This is a genomic window from Mycobacterium sp. SMC-18, assembly GCF_045310895.1.
Taxonomy (GTDB): Bacteria; Actinomycetota; Actinomycetes; order Mycobacteriales; family Mycobacteriaceae; genus Mycobacterium.
In genome coordinates, this window is sequence record NZ_JBJIAL010000013.1 from 156,987 (window position 1) to 176,167 (window position 19,181).

Annotated in this window: 21 protein-coding genes, 1 tRNA gene and 1 pseudogene; 11 read left to right on the forward strand and 12 right to left on the reverse strand. The window is 66.3% G+C overall.

All coding sequences use genetic code 11. The features are described 5' to 3' along the window. The first annotated feature begins 18 nt into the window (after positions 1–18). On the forward strand, positions 19–501 hold the full coding sequence (locus tag ACJH6J_RS14300; RefSeq protein ID WP_406804102.1) for a carboxymuconolactone decarboxylase family protein: 483 nt from the start codon (positions 19–21) through the stop codon (positions 499–501). Here the strand turns inward: ACJH6J_RS14300 and ACJH6J_RS14305 are convergent. Continuing rightward, positions 470–1,369: an alpha/beta fold hydrolase gene (locus ACJH6J_RS14305; protein ID WP_406804103.1), complete on the reverse strand. Its 900-nt coding sequence runs from the start codon at positions 1,367–1,369 to the stop codon at positions 470–472. The genes ACJH6J_RS14300 and ACJH6J_RS14305 overlap by 32 nt on opposite strands. An 80-nt stretch (positions 1,370–1,449) precedes the next feature. Here ACJH6J_RS14305 and ACJH6J_RS14310 point away from each other — a divergent pair, with 80 nt between their 5' ends. Together ACJH6J_RS14310 and ACJH6J_RS14315 are read left to right on the forward strand one after the other, a co-directional pair. Further along, a complete protein-coding gene (locus tag ACJH6J_RS14310; RefSeq protein ID WP_406804104.1) occupies positions 1,450–2,100 on the forward strand; it encodes a winged helix-turn-helix transcriptional regulator in 651 nt (216 codons plus the stop codon). A 415-nt stretch (positions 2,101–2,515) separates the two neighbouring features. Next, complete coding sequence (locus ACJH6J_RS14315) at positions 2,516–3,931, forward strand: hypothetical protein (protein WP_267325935.1); 1,416 nt, start codon at positions 2,516–2,518, stop codon at positions 3,929–3,931. A gap of 98 nt (positions 3,932–4,029) precedes the next feature. On the opposite strand, the gene ACJH6J_RS14320 is transcribed toward ACJH6J_RS14315, so the two are convergent. The 6 genes from ACJH6J_RS14320 to ACJH6J_RS14345 form a co-directional block, all read right to left on the reverse strand. Next, the gene (locus ACJH6J_RS14320; RefSeq protein WP_406804105.1) at positions 4,030–4,665 is read right to left on the reverse strand and encodes a hypothetical protein; all 636 of its coding nucleotides are present in this window, start codon (positions 4,663–4,665) and stop codon (positions 4,030–4,032) included. Between the two features lie 178 nt (positions 4,666–4,843). Then, complete coding sequence (locus ACJH6J_RS14325) at positions 4,844–5,674, reverse strand: ABC transporter permease (protein WP_406804106.1); 831 nt, start codon at positions 5,672–5,674, stop codon at positions 4,844–4,846. Further along, positions 5,671–6,597: a glycosyltransferase gene (locus ACJH6J_RS14330; protein WP_406804115.1), complete on the reverse strand. Its 927-nt coding sequence runs from the start codon at positions 6,595–6,597 to the stop codon at positions 5,671–5,673. The genes ACJH6J_RS14325 and ACJH6J_RS14330 overlap by 4 nt, the downstream gene beginning before the upstream one ends. 5 nt (positions 6,598–6,602) lie before the next feature. After that, the gene (locus tag ACJH6J_RS14335) at positions 6,603–7,406 is read right to left on the reverse strand and encodes an ABC transporter ATP-binding protein (protein WP_406804107.1); all 804 of its coding nucleotides are present in this window, start codon (positions 7,404–7,406) and stop codon (positions 6,603–6,605) included. Between the two features lie 3 nt (positions 7,407–7,409). Continuing rightward, positions 7,410–7,940 (reverse strand): bacterial proteasome activator family protein, encoded by a 531-nt coding sequence (locus tag ACJH6J_RS14340; protein WP_406804108.1) that lies wholly within the window; start codon positions 7,938–7,940, stop codon positions 7,410–7,412. Positions 7,941–7,953: 13 nt separating this feature from the next. Next, positions 7,954–9,912, reverse strand: a complete 1,959-nt coding sequence (locus ACJH6J_RS14345; protein WP_406804109.1) for a DUF6541 family protein — start codon at positions 9,910–9,912, stop codon at positions 7,954–7,956. A gap of 109 nt (positions 9,913–10,021) precedes the next feature. Here ACJH6J_RS14345 and ACJH6J_RS14350 point away from each other — a divergent pair, with 109 nt between their 5' ends. Next, positions 10,022–11,218 carry a cysteine desulfurase-like protein gene (locus ACJH6J_RS14350; protein ID WP_212807477.1) on the forward strand — a complete coding sequence of 399 codons (1,197 nt, stop codon included), beginning with the start codon at positions 10,022–10,024 and terminating at the stop codon, positions 11,216–11,218. Here the strand turns inward: ACJH6J_RS14350 and ACJH6J_RS14355 are convergent, their stop codons facing one another. Both ACJH6J_RS14355 and ACJH6J_RS14360 read right to left on the reverse strand, forming a co-directional pair. Then, a complete protein-coding gene (locus ACJH6J_RS14355) occupies positions 11,219–11,617 on the reverse strand; it encodes a thioesterase family protein (RefSeq protein ID WP_212807475.1) in 399 nt (132 codons plus the stop codon). It lies immediately after the preceding gene. A gap of 143 nt (positions 11,618–11,760) precedes the next feature. Beyond that, positions 11,761–12,732: an NAD(P)H-quinone oxidoreductase gene (locus ACJH6J_RS14360; RefSeq protein ID WP_406804110.1), complete on the reverse strand. Its 972-nt coding sequence runs from the start codon at positions 12,730–12,732 to the stop codon at positions 11,761–11,763. Positions 12,733–12,796: 64 nt separating this feature from the next. Between ACJH6J_RS14360 and ACJH6J_RS14365 the strand changes: the two genes are divergently transcribed. Continuing rightward, a tRNA-Ser gene (locus ACJH6J_RS14365) sits at positions 12,797–12,886 on the forward strand. Positions 12,887–12,985: 99 nt separating this feature from the next. Continuing rightward, positions 12,986–13,816, forward strand: coding sequence for a hypothetical protein (locus ACJH6J_RS14370; RefSeq protein ID WP_212813573.1), 831 nt, complete (start codon positions 12,986–12,988; stop codon positions 13,814–13,816). A 313-nt stretch (positions 13,817–14,129) separates the two neighbouring features. On the opposite strand, the gene ACJH6J_RS14375 is transcribed toward ACJH6J_RS14370, so the two are convergent. Beyond that, the gene (locus tag ACJH6J_RS14375; RefSeq protein WP_212807469.1) at positions 14,130–14,642 is read right to left on the reverse strand and encodes an OsmC family protein; all 513 of its coding nucleotides are present in this window, start codon (positions 14,640–14,642) and stop codon (positions 14,130–14,132) included. An 81-nt stretch (positions 14,643–14,723) separates the two neighbouring features. On the opposite strand from ACJH6J_RS14375, the gene ACJH6J_RS14380 reads away from it, so the two are divergent. From ACJH6J_RS14380 to ACJH6J_RS14400, 5 genes are all read left to right on the forward strand, one after another. Next, positions 14,724–15,020, forward strand: a complete 297-nt coding sequence (locus tag ACJH6J_RS14380; protein WP_212807467.1) for a YciI family protein — start codon at positions 14,724–14,726, stop codon at positions 15,018–15,020. 36 nt (positions 15,021–15,056) lie between these two features. Then, positions 15,057–15,527 (forward strand): PPOX class F420-dependent oxidoreductase, encoded by a 471-nt coding sequence (locus ACJH6J_RS14385; RefSeq protein ID WP_212807465.1) that lies wholly within the window; start codon positions 15,057–15,059, stop codon positions 15,525–15,527. Positions 15,528–15,536: 9 nt separating this feature from the next. Continuing rightward, on the forward strand, positions 15,537–16,595 hold the full coding sequence (locus ACJH6J_RS14390; RefSeq protein ID WP_212807463.1) for a hypothetical protein: 1,059 nt from the start codon (positions 15,537–15,539) through the stop codon (positions 16,593–16,595). Between the two features lie 116 nt (positions 16,596–16,711). Next, complete coding sequence (locus ACJH6J_RS14395; protein ID WP_212807461.1) at positions 16,712–17,437, forward strand: FadR/GntR family transcriptional regulator; 726 nt, start codon at positions 16,712–16,714, stop codon at positions 17,435–17,437. Then, positions 17,434–18,102 carry a sterol desaturase family protein gene (locus ACJH6J_RS14400; RefSeq protein ID WP_212807459.1) on the forward strand — a complete coding sequence of 223 codons (669 nt, stop codon included), beginning with the start codon at positions 17,434–17,436 and terminating at the stop codon, positions 18,100–18,102. The genes ACJH6J_RS14395 and ACJH6J_RS14400 overlap by 4 nt, the downstream gene beginning before the upstream one ends. On the opposite strand, the gene ACJH6J_RS14405 is transcribed toward ACJH6J_RS14400, so the two are convergent. Continuing rightward, positions 18,103–18,414 (reverse strand): hypothetical protein, encoded by a 312-nt coding sequence (locus ACJH6J_RS14405; protein WP_212807455.1) that lies wholly within the window; start codon positions 18,412–18,414, stop codon positions 18,103–18,105. It abuts the gene before it with no gap. A 38-nt stretch (positions 18,415–18,452) separates the two neighbouring features. Then, positions 18,453–19,109: pseudogene (locus ACJH6J_RS14410) on the reverse strand (undecaprenyl-diphosphate phosphatase); the annotation flags it as partial. Between the last annotated feature and the right edge of the window lie 72 nt (positions 19,110–19,181).

The window sequence follows — 19,181 nt, forward strand, 5'->3', positions numbered from 1 at the left end:
ATGGCTAGCGTGGATGGCATGACCGAGACACTCAACGCACCGACCACCACCGCCCACGCCAAGCGGATCGATATCTACGAGGCAGCTCCCGAGCTGTACGCCGGGATGATGGCCTTCAGCAACGCCGCGTCGAAGGAGCTCGATTCGACCATCGGCGAACTCATCAAGATTCGCGCCTCGCAGATGAACCACTGCGCCTTCTGCCTCGACATGCACGTCCATGACGCGCGCCGTTTCGGCGAGACCGAGCAGCGCCTGGCCCTGGTCGCGGCGTGGGAGGAAGCCGGTGACCTGTTCACCGAACGCGAGCGGGCCGCGCTGGCCATCACCGAAGCCATCACCGATCTGAGCCACGGCCCGGTTCCCGACGACGTCTACGCCCAGGCGGCCGCCGTGTTCACCGAGCGCGAGCTCGCGCACGTCGTCGGCATGGCCGCCGCCATCAACTCGTGGAACCGGCTGAACGCCGCTACTCGGAAGGCCGTCCCGCGCCGTCGCTGAACGCGCGGACCGCAGCGGCGAATTCCTCGGGGGCGTCGGACTCGACATAGGTTCCGGCGCCCTCGACGATCACCGTCGTGTGGTCGGGGAACGTCGCCTCCAGCCGCTCGCGCTCCTGGGCGCGGAAGGCGATGTCGGCGTCGCCCCAGACGATGAGGGTCGGCAGATGTGCGACGTTCGGCAGCCCGGCTTCGACCTCCGCGAAGAAGTCCCGGCTCGCCAGCACCCGGCCGGGTAGGACGGCGGACGCCTGGCGCCGGTCCGCGGTGTCCAGCGCGCGGCGGTAGTGGTCCATCTCGGCGTCGGTGAGCTTGCGCCTGCGGTGACCGGTGGGGATGAAGGCATTGACCAGCAGATTGAATTGACGGACCAGGAAGCGTGTCGTAAGTCCGCCCATGATGCGGCCGAACGCTTCGAAATGCAGATCTCCGTTGACCGGCCAGGCCCAGGTATTCGCCAGTACCAACCGTTGGAATACCTCCGGCCGCCGCTGCGCCACCGCGATACCGATCATGCCGCCCCAGTCCTGGCCGACCAGCGTGACGTCCTCGAGGTCCAGGGCGTCGACGAACGCGGTGACGACGTCGGCGTGCTCCTCGGGCAGGTACCGGTAACCGGGTCTCGGCGTCGACAGCCCGAAGCCGGGGTAGTCGAGGGCGATGCACCGAAAGTCCTTGCGCAGCAAGCCGATTACCTCGCGGAAGAGGAATGACCAGGTCGGGTTGCCGTGCAGCATCAACAGCGTGGGGCCGGACCCTTCGTCCACGTAGTGCACGGTGTGGCCGTCGATCTCGATGAAGTGGCTCTCGAACGGGAACAGTTCGTCGTCGACCCAGGCGGGCCGTGTGGTCGAAGCGGTGTCGGTCATGGCAACCCCTGTTCGGATCGGCTTCCGGGTATGCTTGAACATCTCATAATCACTTGAGAAACTCAAGTAGAAGGGCGGCAATGCGAAGCTACGACCAATACTGTGGGCTCGCCCGTTCGCTCGAAATCGTCGGCGACAGATGGAATCTGCTGATCGTTCGCGAACTTCTCATCGCACCCGGCCGCTACCGCGATCTGATCGCCCGGCTCCCGGGTATCGCGACCAACCTGCTCGCGGATCGGCTCCGGGACCTCGAGGCCGCGGGCGTCGTCGAGCGGCGGCTGGCCGGTGAGGGCAGTGCGGTCGAGTACACCCTGACCCCCTGGGGCGCGCAGCTGCGCCAGCCGATCGAGAGCCTGCTCCGCTGGTCCACGCCGCTGATGATCAGCGGTCCCGCCGACAGTGATTCCTTCCGGCCGGAGTGGCTGACCCTGGCCGTCCCGGCGCTCCTCAACGGCCGGGTCAAGGCCCGCTCCGCCGTGACGATCGGCCTCGTGGTCGGCGACCAGACCCTGCAACTGCGCGCCACGCGTTCAGGCTTCGACGTCGGTCCACATGACGGTCGCACGCTCGATGCCTCCGTCGTTGCCATCCCCGCCTGCATCCTCGGTCTCGCCGCGGGAGCGCTCGGCCTGAGCGACGCCCGTGCGCTCGGGATCGTCGAAGTCGATGGCGATGAGGCCGCCGTCCGTGCGGTCTTCGGCGCCGGAGTGGGCGTCCGGATCGGGTGATCGTGTAGCAACTCCGCCCGTTCCGGCCCGGCGGTGCCGCGCTGACTGTGGGGGTGCGTCGCGCGGACTGTCGGCGCTGCGGGCCACGTCGGCGTAGCGGGCGAATCTGTGCCACCTTCGAGCGCTACGGGCGACCAGTAGCTTGTGCAATATTTCCAATTGGTAGCAATTGTCCTGACGTGGAGCTGGCGACCGAAATATCTGACGAAATAGTTAATGATGAATGCATCTAATGGCTGTTTCCCGGCACCGACTCTGATCTGAGCAGCTAATAAGCGCAGCGCTAATGGGCGTTCTGACTGGCCATTTATCGAAAATGGAACACGTTCTATCGGTCGATTTCTGTGAAATCATTGGCAATATCGCTTTCTGGTTCTGTGGTCAACATCACATCAACCGTTCAGGGGAAAGCACCATGCAACATGCTGTTCGCTCCAGCCTCACGACTGGCGTTGCGCTGATCGGGGCCGGCGTCATCGCCGTTTCTCCCGTCACGTATCAGCCTCTGCCAGACCTGCACCTGCCGGCATTCCACGCCAGTGCGGTCCAACTCACGGCGCAGGTGAACCCGATCACCCAGTGGGGGCAGATAATCACCGAGGCTCTGCAGAACACGAAAGGTCTCGTCACCGAGGTGATCGCGGACCCGGCCCCCGTCCTCGGTGAGGTGGTGCGGAACCAGATCGCCAGTGCCGTCGCCGTCGGCGGGTCTGTCCGGGACTATCTGGTTGCGGTCGGTCAGCAGTTGGGCACGACGCCGGAAGCCCTGAAGCAGGCATTCCAACAACTTGCCGCCGGGCAGGTCGCCGACGCGGTGCAGACGCTGTACAGCGCGGTACTGACGCCGTTCGTGCTGCCCATCCTGACCACCAGCATCCTCACCGATGTTCAAGCCGCATTCCGTAAGCCGGTGCAGAACATGCTGAACGTGATCGACACCGCCATCACCTCACCGAGCGGCGCGGGTTGGGTCCTGGCGGCTGGATTCCCGTTGCTTGCGGTGATGAGTGACGTCGTGACAGCCACTGGCGATGGACTCCAGAACATCGTCAACGGGCTCAACGCGAGGAATCTTGCTGCGGTCGTGAACGCGATCGTTGCCATGCCGGGGGCGATCACCGGCGCGGTGCTCAATGGGTACAACGGTGACGGCGCGGGCATCCTCGGGCCGAACGGCATCGTGCAAGGGCTGCGAAATGCATTGGGCATCATCGCAACTGCGATCAAACCAGTGACTCCGCCGCCCGTGGCCGCAGCCAGTGTCCCGTCGCCCGCGCCGACCATGGTCGCCTTGTCGACGGCAACACCCACCGCCAAGCCGGCTGTCGAGACGAAGTCGCTCGCAGCGGTTTCGACGGTGTCGGCGGAGAAGGCGGCGTCTGACAAGACCGCAGCCGGCAAGACGGCGCCGGTCGCCGAGAGTGGGGCGACGACAACCGCCGCGGCTGGTTCCGATGTCGACTCCGCACCGGCCAAGACCGCCGCATCCGACAACGCGGGGTCATCGGCTTCCGCGGCTGATGGCGATGGCGCCGCTGCTCCGAGCGCGCCCGCGGCGAAGCCGGATCACCCGACGCCCGGCGCGAAGCCGTCGAGCAGTACTGACGCCGGTACCGGGGCGTCGACCGCGGGCGGTGCCAAGGGGGCCGATGATGCGTCGACGACGTCGACCCGCAAGGGCACTACGAAGCCCAAGCGGGGCGCCGGAGAGGCGAAGGGCGCGGACAGCTCTGCGTCTGACTCGGGCAGCGGCAGCGGCCGTTCGCACGATTCGGCCGGCAAGGGTGCGAGCAAGGGCACGCACCGCGCGGCCAAGGCCGGCGGTGAGTAAGAAGCAGTGATGCGCTGAGGCCGGGCGCAGTCGGCTGCTCAGACATGCGGGTGCTCGGGATCGGCCCGTACTCCGACCGATCCCGAGCGTCGCAGTAATCAGGCAGTCGTGTCGAAAGCGTCCCGGATGCTCTCGCGTGAAGCGGAAACCTGCGCTTCGATGGCCTCGCGGGCCGAGGTGGCGGTGGTGCGCAGCTCGCTCCACTCGCGGGTGGCGACCTCACGCACGTCGTCGACGCCCTGGGCCGCGGTGCCGGCCACGGTGAACAGGCCGTCCACGGCGGTCGCGGTCAGGGCGCCCTGGGCGCGCACCAGCGAGCCGGCCACCTGCGACGCACCGGCGATGATGGCGTTGGGGCCCACCGCATTACGGCCGACGTACTCGCCGACGGCGCTGCGGATGTCGCGACCCGACTCGGCCAGCACGTCCTGAACGGCGGAACCGGTCTCGCTCACCGCGTCCGGCAGGGTGGCGCCGTCACGGATGGAGGAGATCACCTTGGCCGGCGACTCGACGACCGCTTCGGTGGCGGCCGAGGTCGCGCTGACCAGCTGGCGGGTGAGGCTGTGGCCGGCGTCGAGCTGACGCTCCAGCACGCCGCTCAGCACCTCGCGGATGGCGAGGCCGGTGTTGGTCGCTTCGTCGGCGGCAGCCTCGGCGGTGTGGACGAGCTCGGCCTCGATGACCTGCCCGTTCGCGGTGTCGTTGGTGGTGGGGTTTTCGGTGATGGTCATGGTTGCTCCTGTTGGAACGCGGAAAGCCGGTCGCCCCAATTGAACTCCGCGCCACCGAACCTGAGGTGACGCTCAGGTGACCGGCCGGGTCCGTGGAAACAACCAGCTAAGCCCGGGGTAGTGACATACGCGACATCTCATCTGCCGAATCCGCGCGCCGGATCGGTGCGAAGGCGAATTACACCCAGTACGGGACGCGGGCGCGGTACTGCCGCATGGCCATCGCGGCGACGATCCAGCCCAGCACCGTCAACGTGATCACCACGAGCCAGTGCCGCAACTCCTGGGGCTCGCCCAGCAGCGGCGCGCGGACGATGTCTACGTAGTGCAGAAGTGGGTTCAGCTCAATGATTTTCGCCCAGGTGCCCGCACCCTGGAGGCGCAGTGTCTGGTCGTTCCAGATGATCGGCGTGATGTAGAACAGCAGCTGCACCAGGCTGGCGAGCAGCGGGCTGATGTCGCGGTACCGGGTGGCCAGGATGCCGAAACACAAGGCCACCCAGACGCAATTGGCCACGATCAGCGCCAGCGCCGGGATCACCGACAGGTCGGCCCAGGACCATGGCTTGGGGAAGATGATCGCGATGATCACGAAGATGATGATGTTGTGCGCGAACAGCAACACCTGGCGCCACACCAGCCGGTAGACGTGTACCGACAACGGCGTCGGAAGTTGTTTGATGAGGCCCTCATTGGCGATGAACACGTCGGCGCCTTCGAGGACGGACGCGTTGATCAGGTTCCAGATGATCAGGCCGAGGGTCACGTAGGGCAGATGCTCGGCCAGTGGCAGATGGAACAGCTGGGAGTACAGGCCGCCGAGCGCCACGGCCATGGTGCCGGTCGCGATGGTGATCCAGATGGGGCCGAGCACCGAGCGCCGGTAGCGCTGCTTGATGTCTTGCCAGCCCAGGTGCAGCCAGAGTTCGCGCTTGCCGAAGCCGGTCACCAGGTCGCCCCAGGCGCGGCGCAGCGTCTTGGACTGCGCGGCCGCGTCGGTGAACGTCATCGCTGCCCTCCTGTATTGGGTCCGCCCGAACCGGGCCTGCTGAACTTCTCGTCTCGTCCCAAGCGGCGCAACCGCATCCAATCGCGCAGCCCGGCCGGGTCACGCCGGCTGATCAGGAAGTACCACCCGAACCGCACCCATTCCTGCGGGACCAGCTTCCGCAGGCCCGGTTGCGACTGCAGATAGCCGCGGTTGCGGTACGTGAAATAGCGCTTGGTGGCGTCGTCGGGGTACTGCGTGTGCATACGACCGCCGAGGATCGGCTTGAATTCGTCAGAACCCTGCGGGTGCAGATATACCGCGTTCAGGCAGGTGCCGAACGGCAGCCCGGAGCGGACGAGCCGGCGGTGCACCTCGACCTCGTCACCCCGGACGAACAGCCGGATGTCCGGTACGCCAACGGCTTCCAGTGTCGATGCCCGGAACAGTGCGCCGTTGAACAACGATGCGATACCGGGCAGCAGATCGACCCCCGCATCTTTGTCGACCTGCAACTCCGATACATGCCGCCGCCACACCAGCCCGCGGCGCAGCGGAAAAGCCAGGCGCGCAGGCTCATTCAGGTCGCACACCATGGGCGATACCTCGGCCAGGTCGTGCCTGGCCGCACAGTCCAGCAGCGTCGCGAGCACCGACGAGTCGGCGGGACGCCCGTCGTCGTCGGCCAGCCACACCCACTCGGCGCCCAGCGACAGGGCATACAGGATGCCGAGGGCGAAACCGCCTGCGCCGCCGAGGTTTCGGGCCGAACCGAGGTACGTCGTCGCGACCGGCTGGGACTCGACGAGAACCCGCACCGCCGGATCGTTGTCGTTGTCGACGACGATGACGTGGTCGGGCAGTCGCGTCTGGGAACACACCACGGCAAGGGATTTCGCCAACAGCTCCGGCCGTCGGTGGGTGACGATCACCGCGCACAACATGTCGGTCACGTCTGGCGCTCGCGCTCGTTCTCTTCGAGCACCTCGCGCACGTGCCGTGCCGCGTCCTCGCCCTCATAAGCGCGGACGACGTCCTCGATGCCACCGGTCATGCGGATGGTGCCGTGGTCGACCCACATCGCGGTCTGGCACAGCCGGGCCAGGAATTCGTTGGAATGGCTTGCGAACACCAGGATTCCGGAGCGTTCCACCAAGGCTTGCAGCCGGGTGCGGGCCTTCTTGAGGAATTCCGCGTCGACCGCGCCGATGCCCTCGTCGAGCAGCAGGATTTCGGGGTCGATGCTGGTGACCACACCCATGGCCAGGCGCACGCGCATACCCGTGGAGTACGTGCGCAGCGGCATCGACAGGTACTCCCCGAGTTCGGTGAACTCGGCGATCTCGTCGACCTTGGCCAGCATCTGCTTGCGGGTCTGCCCGAGGAACAGACCGCGGATGATGATGTTCTCGAAACCGGAGATCTCGGGATCCATACCGACACCCAGGTCGAAGACCGGGGCCACGCGGCCGCGGACGGTCGCCGAACCGCGCGTCGGTTCGTAGATGCCCGACAGCAGGCGCAGCAGCGTCGACTTACCGGCGCCGTTGTGTCCGACCAAGCCCACCCGGTCACCCATGTTGAGCGACATCGTGATGTCCCGAAGCGCTTCGATCACAACGACATTCGATTCGTTGCGGTTGATCCCGCCACCGGCCTTACCCAGGAAGGCCTTCTTGAGCGAACGGGACTTCGCGTCGAAGATCGGGAATTCGACCCACGCGTTCTGCGTGGAGATGTGCGGTTCCGACACGGTCTACAGGTACTGACCGGTGCCGGACTGGAACGGGCCGCGGCCACCGTCGGCGCCGGGGGGCAGGGCGCCCTGGCGCATCTGCTCGAGCTGTGCACGAGCCGCCATCTGCTGCGCGAACAGGGCCGTCTGGATGCCGTGGAACAGGCCTTCGAGCCAGCCCACCAGCTGGGCCTGCGCGATGCGCAGTTCGGCCGCCGACGGCACCTTCTCCTCGGAGAACGGCAGCGACAGTCGCTCCAGCTCCTCGGTCAGTTCCGGGGCCAGGCCGTCCTCGAGCTCCTGGATGCTCGACCGGTGGATGTCGCGCAGTCGGTTCCGGCTGGCCTCGTCGAGCGGCGCGGAGCGTACTTCTTCCAGCAGCTGCTTGATCATGGTGCCGATGCGCATGACCTTGGCCGGCTGCTCGACCAGGTCGGTCAGCGACTTGCCTTCGTCGCCATGGTCGGGGTCCTGTCCTGGTTCCCCGCCCAACGCCAGGTCTCCGCCGATGACCTCGATGTTGTCGTCGTCGTCTTCTGGTTTCAGCGTCATGCCTGCACTGTTCCTATCTGTTCGCCGGCGCGGCGTCGCCGCGCCACTCGTAGATACGGGACCGCCCGTTGTCGTAGATCTTCGCCCACGACTTCGACCTATCCAGCGACACTAGTCCGTCGGGCATGACGAACCCCTTGACGATGGTCGAGCTGGTGATCACGTACTTGATGTTCAGGGCGTGCACGGCCTCGGCGATCCGCCGATCGGTGTCGGCGTCGTCGGCGTAGGCCCAGAAGATGAAGCGGTGGTAGCCCGGGCCCTGTTGCTGCGGGTAGTCGTAGTGGGTCCACAGCGGATGTAGGCCGGCGACCGCGTACATCCACGACGTGCCGTCGGTGTTCGCGTTGCCGATCAAGGTGTCCTTGGCGCCGGGCAGCGTCGCCAGGTAGGCGAAGGCCTGGAGATTCTTGTCGTTGACCATGATCTGGTCGTACTTCTGGCCGATCAGGTAGCGGTGCCGCGGGAAGTAGTGCCACGCGAGGCCGACCGTCGAAAACGCGAGCAGGGCCACTGTCACCGCGGCCCAGAACCGCTCTGTCCGGGGCGCACGTTTCTGCAGCCAACCGACGGCGAAGGCGATGACGGCGAACAATGCGATGCCGGCGAACGGCGTGATCAGCAGGGTGACCACGGCGGACAGCCGGCGCGGGTCGCTGTAGTAGAGGTCCGCGTACGACCCGATCAGCGCGCCGATCGGACCGCCGAACGGCGCACCGGAATGCACGATCGCGACCATCAGCACCACCCACACAAACGCCGGCCACCAGACGCGCTTGATCAGCAGGATCAGACCGCCGATGCCGCCGAGCGCGATCAGCATGTTCTGAATCGGGTAGTCGTTGAGGTGGCGCGTGTGCTGCACGATGGCGTTGAACAGCACCCGGAGCCGGGTCTGATGCGTGACGAAAGCGTGCCCGACGATGATGTCGGCCTGCGCGAGCACTCCGATGAACTGGGGCAGCAACAGCAGCAGAGACGGCACGGCGACGGCCGCCAGGGTCACGAAGTCGGCGAGCCGGCCGCGCACCGGATTCCGGAGGGTGTCGCACAGCCACCAGGCGCCGACGAAGGTGACGACGACGACGCCGCCCGTGATGTGGGTGGAGAACACCCCGATCAGTGCGATGACGGCCAGCGGGATCCGGTCACGGTGCCGCAGGCACGACATGATCAGCACGGTCGTCGGCCCGGCGAGGCCGTAGGCCACCAGGTTGGGGACGGCGGCAACGTCGAACTCGACGTAGGGCACCGCGGTGAACGACGCCGCCAGCGCCCCCGCCGCGGCGGCGGCTCCGGCGCTCCAGCGCTGGCACTTGTACGGCCGGACCATGGCCCACGTGAGACTCGCCGCGCTGACCGGGAACAGCCAGACCGAGGCCGCCAGGGAGTGCAGGGTGTAGGCCGTCGCGGGCGCGGCACCGGTGAGTTGGCAGAAGACGGCGGCCAGGGCGTGGAAGGTCGACGGGTAGTACAGCAACGCGTGCGTCTCGACGTTACGAAGCTCACCCATGTGGGTGGGTGAGGCCTGACCGACGTCGAGAATCCAGCGGATGGTGTTGCCGTGCCAGACCGAGTCCCAGGTGCTCGGAATGGATTGCCAATGTGGCATGCCGAGGATTGCTGAAATTGCGATCGCCGTCGCGCCGACGAGAATTCCCGCGGCGACGAACAGGGCCGGGCCGCGGCTTATCGCGAGCGCTTCTGCCGCGGTGTCGCGGTAGCGCCGTAGCGCACGACGAAGCCCGGCAACCACCGCGACCACGATGACGAATGCCAGCAGAGCCGTCCAGCCGTTCCAGGGGACCCCGACGGCACCCAGTGGCAGGACGGCCAGGGCCACGATGCCGTAGGTCACTGCGGGGCCGACTGCGATGGCAACGGGCCAGGTTAGCTGTGCTACGCGGGCGGTGATTGCTCCAGGGATCACCATGATCAACAGGGCGACAAGGACGCCGGACGCCAAGCTCACTGCACTAGTATGGCTGTTCGGGTGGCCCGGCTTTCGCCGGTGTGCAGCGGGGCACGCCCGCCGGAAAAATTTGGCTGGCAGGCCTGAATCGCTCGAAGGTTGGCATGGCATGGCATACGACGTCGCCCGGGTGCGCGGTCTGCACCCGTCATTGGGCGGCGGCTGGGTGCACTTCGATGCCCCGACCGGAATGCTGCTGCCGGATTCGGTAGCGACCACCGTTTCGACCGCCTTCCGCGGTTCCATGTCGTCGGCCGCCGGCCCGCATCCGGCCGCGCAGCGCAGCGCCGCGGTCCTGACCGCCGCGCGACAGGCGGTCGCCGATCTCGTCGGTGGCGACCCGCGCGGCGTGGTGTTCGGCGCCGACCGTGCCGTCCTGCTGAACTCGCTGGCCGAGGCGTCGGCGTCGCGGTCGGGGCTGGGCTACGAAGTGGTCGTCACCCGCCTGGACGACGAGGCCAACATCGCGCCGTGGCTGCGGGCCGCGAATCGCTATGGCGCGAAGGTGAAGTGGGCCGAGGTCGACATCGAGACCGGCGAACTGCCCAGCTGGCAGTGGGAGACGCTCATCACCCGGCCGACCCGGCTGATCGCGATCACGTCGGCATCCTCGAAGCTCGGCACCGTCACTGATCTGCGGCCCGTGACCAAAATGGCCCGGGAGAACGGCGGCATGGTCGTCGTCGACCACTCGGTGGCCGCGCCTTACCGACTGCTCGACATCAACGACGTCGACGCCGATGTGGTGGCGCTGAACGCGATCGCGTGGGGTGGCCCGCCGATCGGTGCGCTCGTGTTCCGCGACCCCGCGATGATCGACACCCTGGCGGCGGTTTCGCTCGATCCGAACGCCACCGGGGCCGCGCGCCTGGAAGTGGGCGCGCACCAGTTCGGACTGCTCGGTGGCGTCGTCGCCAGTATCGAGTACCTGGCGAACCTCGACGACGCCGCGACCGGCTCCCGCCGCGAACGGCTCGCACGATCCATGCAGTCGGCCGAGGCCTACCTCAGCCGGGTGTTCGGGTACCTGCGTAACTCGCTGCGGTCGTTGCCGTTGGTCATGGTGCTCGGCGCACCCGAGGCCGCCATTCCGGTGCTGAGCTTCGCCGTCCAGGGCGTGCCCGCCGACCGCGTCATCAGCCGGCTCGCCGACAACGGCGTACTGGCCGTGTCGGACGGCAACTCCCGGGTGCTGGAGGCCATCGGCGTCAATGACGTCGGCGGTGCCGTGACGGTCGGTCTCGGGCACTACACGACGACGGCCGAAGTGGACCAGCTCGTCCGGGCGCTGGCGTCGCTCGGTTAGTTACGCGTAGGCCAGAGCGTCGAGCAGCAGCTGCGGCGGTTCGACCTTCCCGGAGCCGTCGGTCGCGATACAGACGTAGACGGTCCGCGCGGTGACGATGGGCCGCGCGGAATCGCCTGCGTGGATGAGGAATTCGACGGTGAACGAGGTGCGGCCCCGGGCCGGCACGGTGACGTCGACGTGAATCTGGTCGCCCCACTTCAGGGAGCCTGACCAGTCCAGTTCGGTGTGGACCACCTGGGCGTCGACGCCCGCCTCGAAGATGTCGCGCCATGACGCCGTCCGGGCGATGAACGCGCCGAAGGCCTCGTCCATGTAGGCCAGGTACCACATGTTGAAGACCACGCCCTGCTGGTCGACCTCGAGATAGCGGACCGGCGCGGTGTACGTGAACGTCACTCTGCCAACCTATCGGCCTCGGTTGATCCTGCGTTCAGGGCGTTGCGCTTTCGGTGAGTTCATCGATTCCGCTCAGCGCCGCGAGCGTGACCTGGTGGCGGAAAACCGGCCTCGAAACCGCCATGTGGTCAGTTTCGGCGAGCTCAATCCCTGACTTGCAGAAGCACTTTCCCGGATACCGCCCCCGCCTGCAGGAGCTGGTGGGCTGCCGCCGCCTGTTCGATGGGCAGCTCGGCGCCGATGATGGGCTTCACCCGGCCGTCGGCAATCATGGGCCAAACATGTTGCACCACTTCGGAGATCACCGCGGCCTTGCCGGACGGCCCGTCGAGCGGGCGGGAGCGCAACGCGGTGGCGATGACGCCGGCCCGTTTACCCAGCAGCTTGGCGATGTTCAGTTCGCCCTTGACGCCGCCCTGCATACCGATGATCACCACGCGGCCGTCGGGCGCCAGGGCGTCGATGTTCCGGTCCAGGTACGCCGCACCCATGATGTCGAAGATGACGTCGGCGCCGCCCGCCTCGGTGATCCGCTCGACGAAGTCTTCGTCGCGGTAGTTGATCAGGATGTCGGCGCCCAGTTCGCGGCACAGCTCCAGCTTTTCGAGTGACGCGGTGACCGCGACGCGGGCGCCCAGCGCGTGCGCGACCTGGATCGCATGCGTGCCGATGCCGCTGGCGCCGCCGTGCAGCAGCACCAGCTGGCCGGACCGCAGGTGGGCGGTCATGGACAGGTTGGACCACACCGTGGCGGCGACCTCCGGCAGACCGGCCGCATGCTGCAGGCTCACCCCCGCGGGGATCGGCATGACCTGGGCCGCAGGCACGGCCACCTTCTCGGCATAGCCGCCGCCGGCCAGCAGAGCGCACACCTCGTCACCGACAGCCCAGTTCCCGACACCGGCACCGACCTCGGAGATGACGCCCGAAACCTCGAGTCCCAGGATGTCGCTGGCGCCCGGCGGGGGCGGATACAGGCCGGCGGCCTGCAGTAGATCGGCCCTGTTCACTCCCGCAGTCGTGACGTCGATGACGACCTCGCCATCGGCGGCCGTCACGTCCGGTACCTCGGACCATGCCAGTTGACCTGGGGATTCGACGACTATCGCGCGCATAGTCGCAACGCTACACACGGACCCTCTGAGCTTGTTCGGGCCCGGACCCCTTAGGCTGTTCGGCGGTGGCGTGGCAGAGCGGCCTAATGCACTCGCCTTGAAAGCGAGAGTTGGTTAAACCCAACCGGGGGTTCAAATCCCTCCGCCACCGCCAAATGTTCGCTTCTTTGCGTTGAAACTGATCAGGACAGCGTTCTGGCGTCGTTGTTGCTGTTGAGCGCTTCTCTCGCCGCGTGACAGCAACGCCCGGATCGTGACTGTGTCCACCGAAAACAACCACGGCTTGACCTCGCCAAACACTCGCTCGAGCGCGGCACCGACTGAACCACAACAGTTCACCAAAGATGGAGGAATTACCTTGTCCCGCAAGGATTTGGCCGACTCCTCTTCCTCGAAAATGCACGGCACACTGACCTTGGTCGACGAGATCGGCACGCTCACCCTCGAGGAGCAGCAAACAATACCTGCATGGTGGCTCCAGTTGGTGACCGCCGATCCATTGAGCGCAGTACAGATCGCCATTGAACACTGGCGCAAGGCGTTGCCGACGCAGTTGCCCCGCTTTCTGCAGGTGCTCGAAAGCGAGGGCATCGATGTTGTGTTGGTGAAAGCGACATCCGACTTGTACGACGGTCTGGGTTTGCTCTACGCCATTGAAACTGCGGGGCGGGGTCAGAAGTTCATCATTGGGTACCCACCGACGGCGCAGCTCACGCCTCCGGCGACGAATTTTTCGCCAGAATTCCAAACCTTCTACACGTCACTACACGACGGCATCGGATACCACCTTCAAGTACCGATGGGCATCATTCGGAGCGGGGAACTGATCGACTGGAAGTCATGGAGTACCCAAGACAGTGCTGATGTTCGGTTTCAGACTCCCACGCCAGTACGGCTGCCGAACACTGAAACGCTCTTCATCGTCTATGACGAAAACACCTCCGCCTGCATCCTTGTGGACACCGACCCAGAGGACACCGACATCTGGGCTACCGATTCAGGCGAGTTTGTCTCCTACGCGGGAAAGCGCAATTCGGTGTGGGAACTTATCGACGACTGGATGCGTCTTCGTCATACGCCGTAGTGGCGGCCAAGCTGTCAAGCCAGTGCTCGACATTGGTCGTCCAGGTACTGCTCTGCACACGCGGGCTACTTCTGGTGCACCGGCGAGTGACGGCGCCGACTCCTGGCTGAACGATGCTGTCAAGCCCGTCCACTCAGAGGCGTACGGCCGGTGCCGCCGCTGCTCACCAGCGGGCACCATCGACCGTGGGCTTGAGACGGGCAGCACTGGGCATGACAGGCGGAGACATCGGCGTGCAAACCCAGTTTGAACCGGCCATGCTGCTAAGGCTGGAGAGAGGGTTCGAAGAACCTCGCCTTCCTTCCGCCAAGTCTCACCCCACATTCAGCTGCGTGTGCACCGGCGTCGCGGCGGTGGTCAAGTCCAGCACCGGGCAGTGCGCATCCACCGCGTCCTGAAGCTCCCGGTACCGCTCGGCGGTCTCCGGGCCCGAGACGTTGACGGTCACCCGGATCTGCTGAAAGCCGGGGCGGACGTTGTCGTCCAGCCCGAAGAAGCCGCGCACATCGAGGTCGCCTTCGGCGCTGGCGCTGAGGGAGTCGACCTGGATCCCGAGCCGCTCGGCCCAGAACCGGTAGGTCACCACCTGGCAGGACAGCAGCGATGCCAGGTAGTACTCGACCGGATTGGGTGCCGTGTTCTGCCCACCGAGGGCTGGCGGCTCGTCGACGTGCACCCGGTACTTGCCGAGCGCGATCTCGCTGCCGACGGTGCCTTCCGGCTGCGCTGAGGCCTTGAACACCACGGCGGCCGCGGCGGGATTGCCGGCGACGGCTGCGCGGGTGGCATCGGTGATCGCGTTGAGGGAAGTCACGGAAGCAGTCATGCGCCGACGTTATTTGCGTCGGCGTCGGGGTTCGACCGTTGCGCCCACGATGAATTCAACTTCCGGATTAGGCTTTCGGTCATGACGGCTCAGTGGTTGCCGCGCTACCTGCTGATCTATTCGTCGACGGAGCAGGCACGCGCGAAGGTGCCCGAGCTGTTTCCGGCGCACCAGGCGCACGCCGATCGGTTCCGGAAGGAACAGCCGGGAGTCCTGCTGATGCTGGGGCCGGTTCAGGACGCCGCGCCGGGGGAGTTCGGGGCGCTGGGGGTGTTCACCGACAAGGACGCCGCCGAGCGGTTCGCGGCGGCTGACCCGTTCGTCGTCGGTGGCGCGATGACCGACTGGACGGTGAAGACATGGTTGTTGTCAGAGTGATCGGACGAGAAGATGCCCCGTAACGCGGTTTCGGCCATGAGCAAGTTGATGTTTCGGGGCATGGACAAACTGCGCCACCGGGAGGCCTTCGACATCGGGGAGCCGACGGCCGCCGATTTCGCGGGCTTCGAGCGGGCGCGGCAGATCGTGCTGGTCACGTTCAAGCGGTCGGGTGAAGCGATGCCGAGCCCGATCAATCACGGTGTCGCCGACGGGAAGTTGTACGTCCGCACCGACGCGTCGACGGGCAAGGTGAAGCGAGTGCGCAACGATCCGCGCGTGGTGGTGGTGCCGTGCAATCTTCGGGGTAAGCCGACGGGACAACCGGCGGCCGGCATCGCCCGCATCCTGCCGGAGGCCGAGCACGCGCACGCTGACGCCGTGATCGCCGCCAACTGGTCGCCGGCCATGAAACTGTTCGAGCGGACTCTCGACAAGAGCAGCTCCGCGTTCGATATTCCGATGGCCTACATCGAGATCAGCCCGGCGCCAACGATTGTCAGCTAATGTCCGTCCATGCGGGTGCTGCGGTTCATCTGGAGTGGGGTACTGGCGTTTGACCGTGTCGGCAAACGCATTCCGCAGCTGATTCAAATCTGGCTCGGAGAGCTGTTTTTCGTCGTTCCGCTGATGTTCTTCATCGCCAAGATCATCGACATCCGTGGCGGCTTCGGGGTACCGGGCACCGGCGGGTCGCTGCCTGCGGTGTTCTGGGGCGCGCTGGCCGTATCGCTGGTGGCGGGCTTCTTCTTCGTAAGGGGACTGGTCCGGCCCCGGATAGTGGACGGGAGTTGGACGCCGGTCTCGACCGCGGACATCGGTGACTTCACCGTGGGCGTCGGGGTCAAGAGCTGGACCGTCGAATACAAGTACCTGACGAGCCACCCGTCGTATGCCCTGCTGCTGCTCCTCACCCTGCCGATTCCGCTGGTGATGGTGCTGGCGACCATCGACCACGGCGGCAGTACGTTCTACTTCCGGGTGGCCGGCATCGTCGGGTTGTGCATCCTGGCCGCGATGGCACTGGCGCGCGTATTGGCTTGGTACGTCTTCCGATTCGGCCGCAAGCAGCTGGACAAGCAGGGGCCGCGGCAGGCGTGGGAGATCGCGTGGAAACCCGTGCTGATGCTGCTGGTGATGATCTACGCCATCATCGGCATCCCACTGGGCTGGATGTGGTTCCAGGAGCAGCGCACCATCGCCGCATTGCCGGTGGTCTCCGTGCAAGACGGTGTCGACCACGTCGGTCAGTATCGCCGTGTCGACGGCGAGGTCGTCTCCGAGCCGGTGTACTGGGCGCCGCGCGGGACGGGGCGCGGCGGCGACAACTACGCGGGTTCCGGTGTGCTGGTCAAACTTTCGTCCGGCGGTGAGGCGCTGCTGCTGGCCGAGTCGATGTCGGTGCCCGACTTCATCGGGGTGATGCGGGATGTCAAGGACGGCAAGCTGAAGGCGCAGGGCAAGGTCATCGACACCATCACCGACACCCAGTCGGAGTACTACGGCTTTCAGGTGGATGCGTTTCCCGAGCCATCACCGGACGGCCGGGTGATGGTCCTGCTGAGCTACCCATGACCGAGGACGTGATGCGCTTCGTCATCGACCACCCCGAGGACGACACCGTAGTCGTGGTCGAACAATATTGGTAAGACCACTAGACCTCTTACCTTTCGCGCGCTAGTGTCGCCGTCATGGAGTTGACGTCGATCAAGCGGCGCTCGGCCGCCGACGAGGTGCACGACCAGCTGCTCAGGCAGCTCGTCGCGGGCGCACAGCCGCCGGGTTCGCGCCTGCCGAGTGAGCGCAAGCTGGCCGAGGTGCTGGGCGTATCGCGGCCGGTGGTGCGTGAGGCGATCCAGCGGCTGGTCGCGTCGGGGCATCTCGACGTCCGGCAGGGGGATGGCGCCGTCGTCAACGACATCACGCGTACGGGCGGGCTCGACCTGCTGCCCTACCTGCTGGTGGACGCGCCCGACGGGGCCATGGTGAACCCGTCGGTGGTGCGCAGCGTCCTGGAAGTGCGCGAGTACCTCGGACCGTGGATCGCCGAACGGGCAGCAGAGCGGTCCGGGAGCACGCTCGCCGAACCACTGGCGCGGGCCCTCGCCGACATCGAGCGCGCGCAGAGCGGCCAGACGCAACAACTGGCCGCGCTCGACTTCTGGGACTGCCTTGTCACCGGCGCGGATTCGATCGCGATGACGCTGATCTTCAACGGGATGCGCCGGGTGTACGAACCGATGCTGGCCGTGGTCGCCGACGCCGTGGCGGCCGCCGAGCCCGCAGCCGGGTACCGCAAGCTCGCCGATGCGGTGACGTCGGGCGCCGCGCTGAAAGCCCGCCGCGCCGCGTCGACGGTGCTCGGTGGCGCGACGACGGTGCTCACCGAATTTCTCGACCAGATGGAGGCACAGTGACGACCACCAGCACCCGGGGTGTGACCCTCGGCCAGGCGGCTCGCGAGTTCTGGCGCCATCCGACGCCGTGGATGATCCTGGCGCTCGTCATCGGAGCGGTCGCGGCGCGCAGCGTCGTCGGCGGTCTGGCGCTACGCGACCTGTGGGCGCCGCTGGTGCTGGCACTGCTGTTTCCGTTCGTGGAGTGGGTGATTCACGTCTTCATCCTGCACTGGCGGCCGCGAAAACTCGGCCCTGTCACCGTGGATACCCTCGTCGCCCGCGACCATCGACGGCACCACGCGAATCCCCGCGACGTCGACCTGGTGTTCATCCCGACGCCGACCCTGCCGTGGCTGATCGCGGCGATCGTGGCGCTGCCGCTGGGCATCGGCGCCCTCGTGGGTGCGCCGGTATCGGCCACGCTGTCGTTCATCGTGGTCGAGTCGCTGATCCTGATGGGCTATGAGTGGACGCACTACCTGGTCCACACCGACTACAAGCCGCGCCACCGTTTCTACAAGGCGGTGTGGCGCAATCACCGCCTGCACCATTTCAAGAACGAGCACTACTGGTTCTCGGTCACGACGTCGGGCACGTCCGACCGGGTGCTCGGCACCTATCCCGACCCCGCCACCGTCGAGACCAGCCCCACGGCGAAGAACCTGCACGGGTCACGGCTGTAGCTAGCCGCCCTTACACGAGATGTCCACCCACACAACGGTCATCTTCGTCCGGTCGATGATGGCGCCCGAGGAATCGACATTGTCGTTGCGCAGTCCCTCGATGCCGGTGACCTTGCATCCCGACAACGGATACACGATGGCGCCGTTGATCAGCACGGTGAACCCTTGTGCCTGAAGCGTATTGATGGTGTCCTGCGCATTGCCGAAGCCGCCGGGCCCACCTACCGCGCCGGCAGTTGCCGCCGGGGCCAGCGCCGAAGCGGCGACGATGCCCGCCGCCACAACGCCGGCCGAAAAGCGGATTCTGTTCATGCGAACAGATACGCAACGGGGTTACACCCCAGGGTATTTCAGTGCAGCGTCAGCCAGGCCAGACTGCCCAGACCAGCCACCAGGCAGTAAATCGCGAACGGTGTCAGCGTGCGGGTCTCGAAGTACTTCACCAGGAACCGCACCGACAGGTACGCCGCGACGAACGCCGCCGCGCTGCCGGCCAGCACCTGTCCGCCGATGCCGTCGCCCGCCGGCCCGAAGAGTTCGGGAATCTTCAGCGCCCCCGCGGCCAGGATCACCGGTGTCGCCAGCAGGAACGAGAACCGTGCGGCGTCCTCGTGGGACAGCCCGCGCAGCACACCGGCGACCATGGTGGCGCCCGAGCGGCTGATGCCGGGCAGCAGCGCGAGGATCTGGGCCGCGCCGATGCCCATGGCCTCCGGGATCGGCAGGCGGGCCAACCGCTCGTCGGAGTCGTTGAGGTTTTCCGAGTGCGCCGCGGCCGGTACGGCCGACGCAGTGCGGTGCCGAAGTTGTTCGCCCACAAAGAGAACGACGCCGTTGATCGCCAGGAAGGCTGCAGCCGGAATCGGCTTGCCCAGCGACGTGCGCAGCGCGTGATCTAGCGCCAGCCCGGCGATACCGACCGGGATGGTCGCCAGGATCAGCAGCCATGCCAGGCGCTCAGCGGAGGTGGTGATCTTCCGGTTCTTGATCGACGTCACCAAACCGGCTCTTCACAGATGAGGGTGTAGAGGTGGTTGGCGCGTCGTTGCCGGGATAGAGGTCGAGGTCTCTCGAAAATG

What these genes read in the sequence shown, in the direction of transcription:
- ACJH6J_RS14395 (WP_212807461.1), top strand. Translation starts at nt 16,712, where the DNA reads ATGGAGTTGACGTCGATCAAGCGGCGCTCGGCCGCCGACGAGGTGCAC.
- ACJH6J_RS14330 (WP_406804115.1), bottom strand. Translation starts at nt 6,597, where the DNA reads ATGTTGTGCGCGGTGATCGTCACCCACCGACGGCCGGAGCTGTTGGCG.
- ACJH6J_RS14360 (WP_406804110.1), bottom strand. Translation starts at nt 12,732, where the DNA reads ATGCGCGCGATAGTCGTCGAATCCCCAGGTCAACTGGCATGGTCCGAG.
- ACJH6J_RS14305 (WP_406804103.1), bottom strand. Translation starts at nt 1,369, where the DNA reads ATGACCGACACCGCTTCGACCACACGGCCCGCCTGGGTCGACGACGAA.
- ACJH6J_RS14300 (WP_406804102.1), top strand. Translation starts at nt 19, where the DNA reads ATGACCGAGACACTCAACGCACCGACCACCACCGCCCACGCCAAGCGG.
- ACJH6J_RS14405 (WP_212807455.1), bottom strand. Translation starts at nt 18,414, where the DNA reads ATGAACAGAATCCGCTTTTCGGCCGGCGTTGTGGCGGCGGGCATCGTC.
- ACJH6J_RS14310 (WP_406804104.1), top strand. Translation starts at nt 1,450, where the DNA reads ATGCGAAGCTACGACCAATACTGTGGGCTCGCCCGTTCGCTCGAAATC.
- ACJH6J_RS14320 (WP_406804105.1), bottom strand. Translation starts at nt 4,665, where the DNA reads ATGACCATCACCGAAAACCCCACCACCAACGACACCGCGAACGGGCAG.
- ACJH6J_RS14390 (WP_212807463.1), top strand. Translation starts at nt 15,537, where the DNA reads ATGCGGGTGCTGCGGTTCATCTGGAGTGGGGTACTGGCGTTTGACCGT.
- ACJH6J_RS14325 (WP_406804106.1), bottom strand. Translation starts at nt 5,674, where the DNA reads ATGACGTTCACCGACGCGGCCGCGCAGTCCAAGACGCTGCGCCGCGCC.
- ACJH6J_RS14340 (WP_406804108.1), bottom strand. Translation starts at nt 7,940, where the DNA reads ATGACGCTGAAACCAGAAGACGACGACGACAACATCGAGGTCATCGGC.
- ACJH6J_RS14315 (WP_267325935.1), top strand. Translation starts at nt 2,516, where the DNA reads ATGCAACATGCTGTTCGCTCCAGCCTCACGACTGGCGTTGCGCTGATC.
- ACJH6J_RS14350 (WP_212807477.1), top strand. Translation starts at nt 10,022, where the DNA reads ATGGCATACGACGTCGCCCGGGTGCGCGGTCTGCACCCGTCATTGGGC.
- ACJH6J_RS14380 (WP_212807467.1), top strand. Translation starts at nt 14,724, where the DNA reads ATGACGGCTCAGTGGTTGCCGCGCTACCTGCTGATCTATTCGTCGACG.
- ACJH6J_RS14375 (WP_212807469.1), bottom strand. Translation starts at nt 14,642, where the DNA reads ATGACTGCTTCCGTGACTTCCCTCAACGCGATCACCGATGCCACCCGC.
- ACJH6J_RS14385 (WP_212807465.1), top strand. Translation starts at nt 15,057, where the DNA reads ATGAGCAAGTTGATGTTTCGGGGCATGGACAAACTGCGCCACCGGGAG.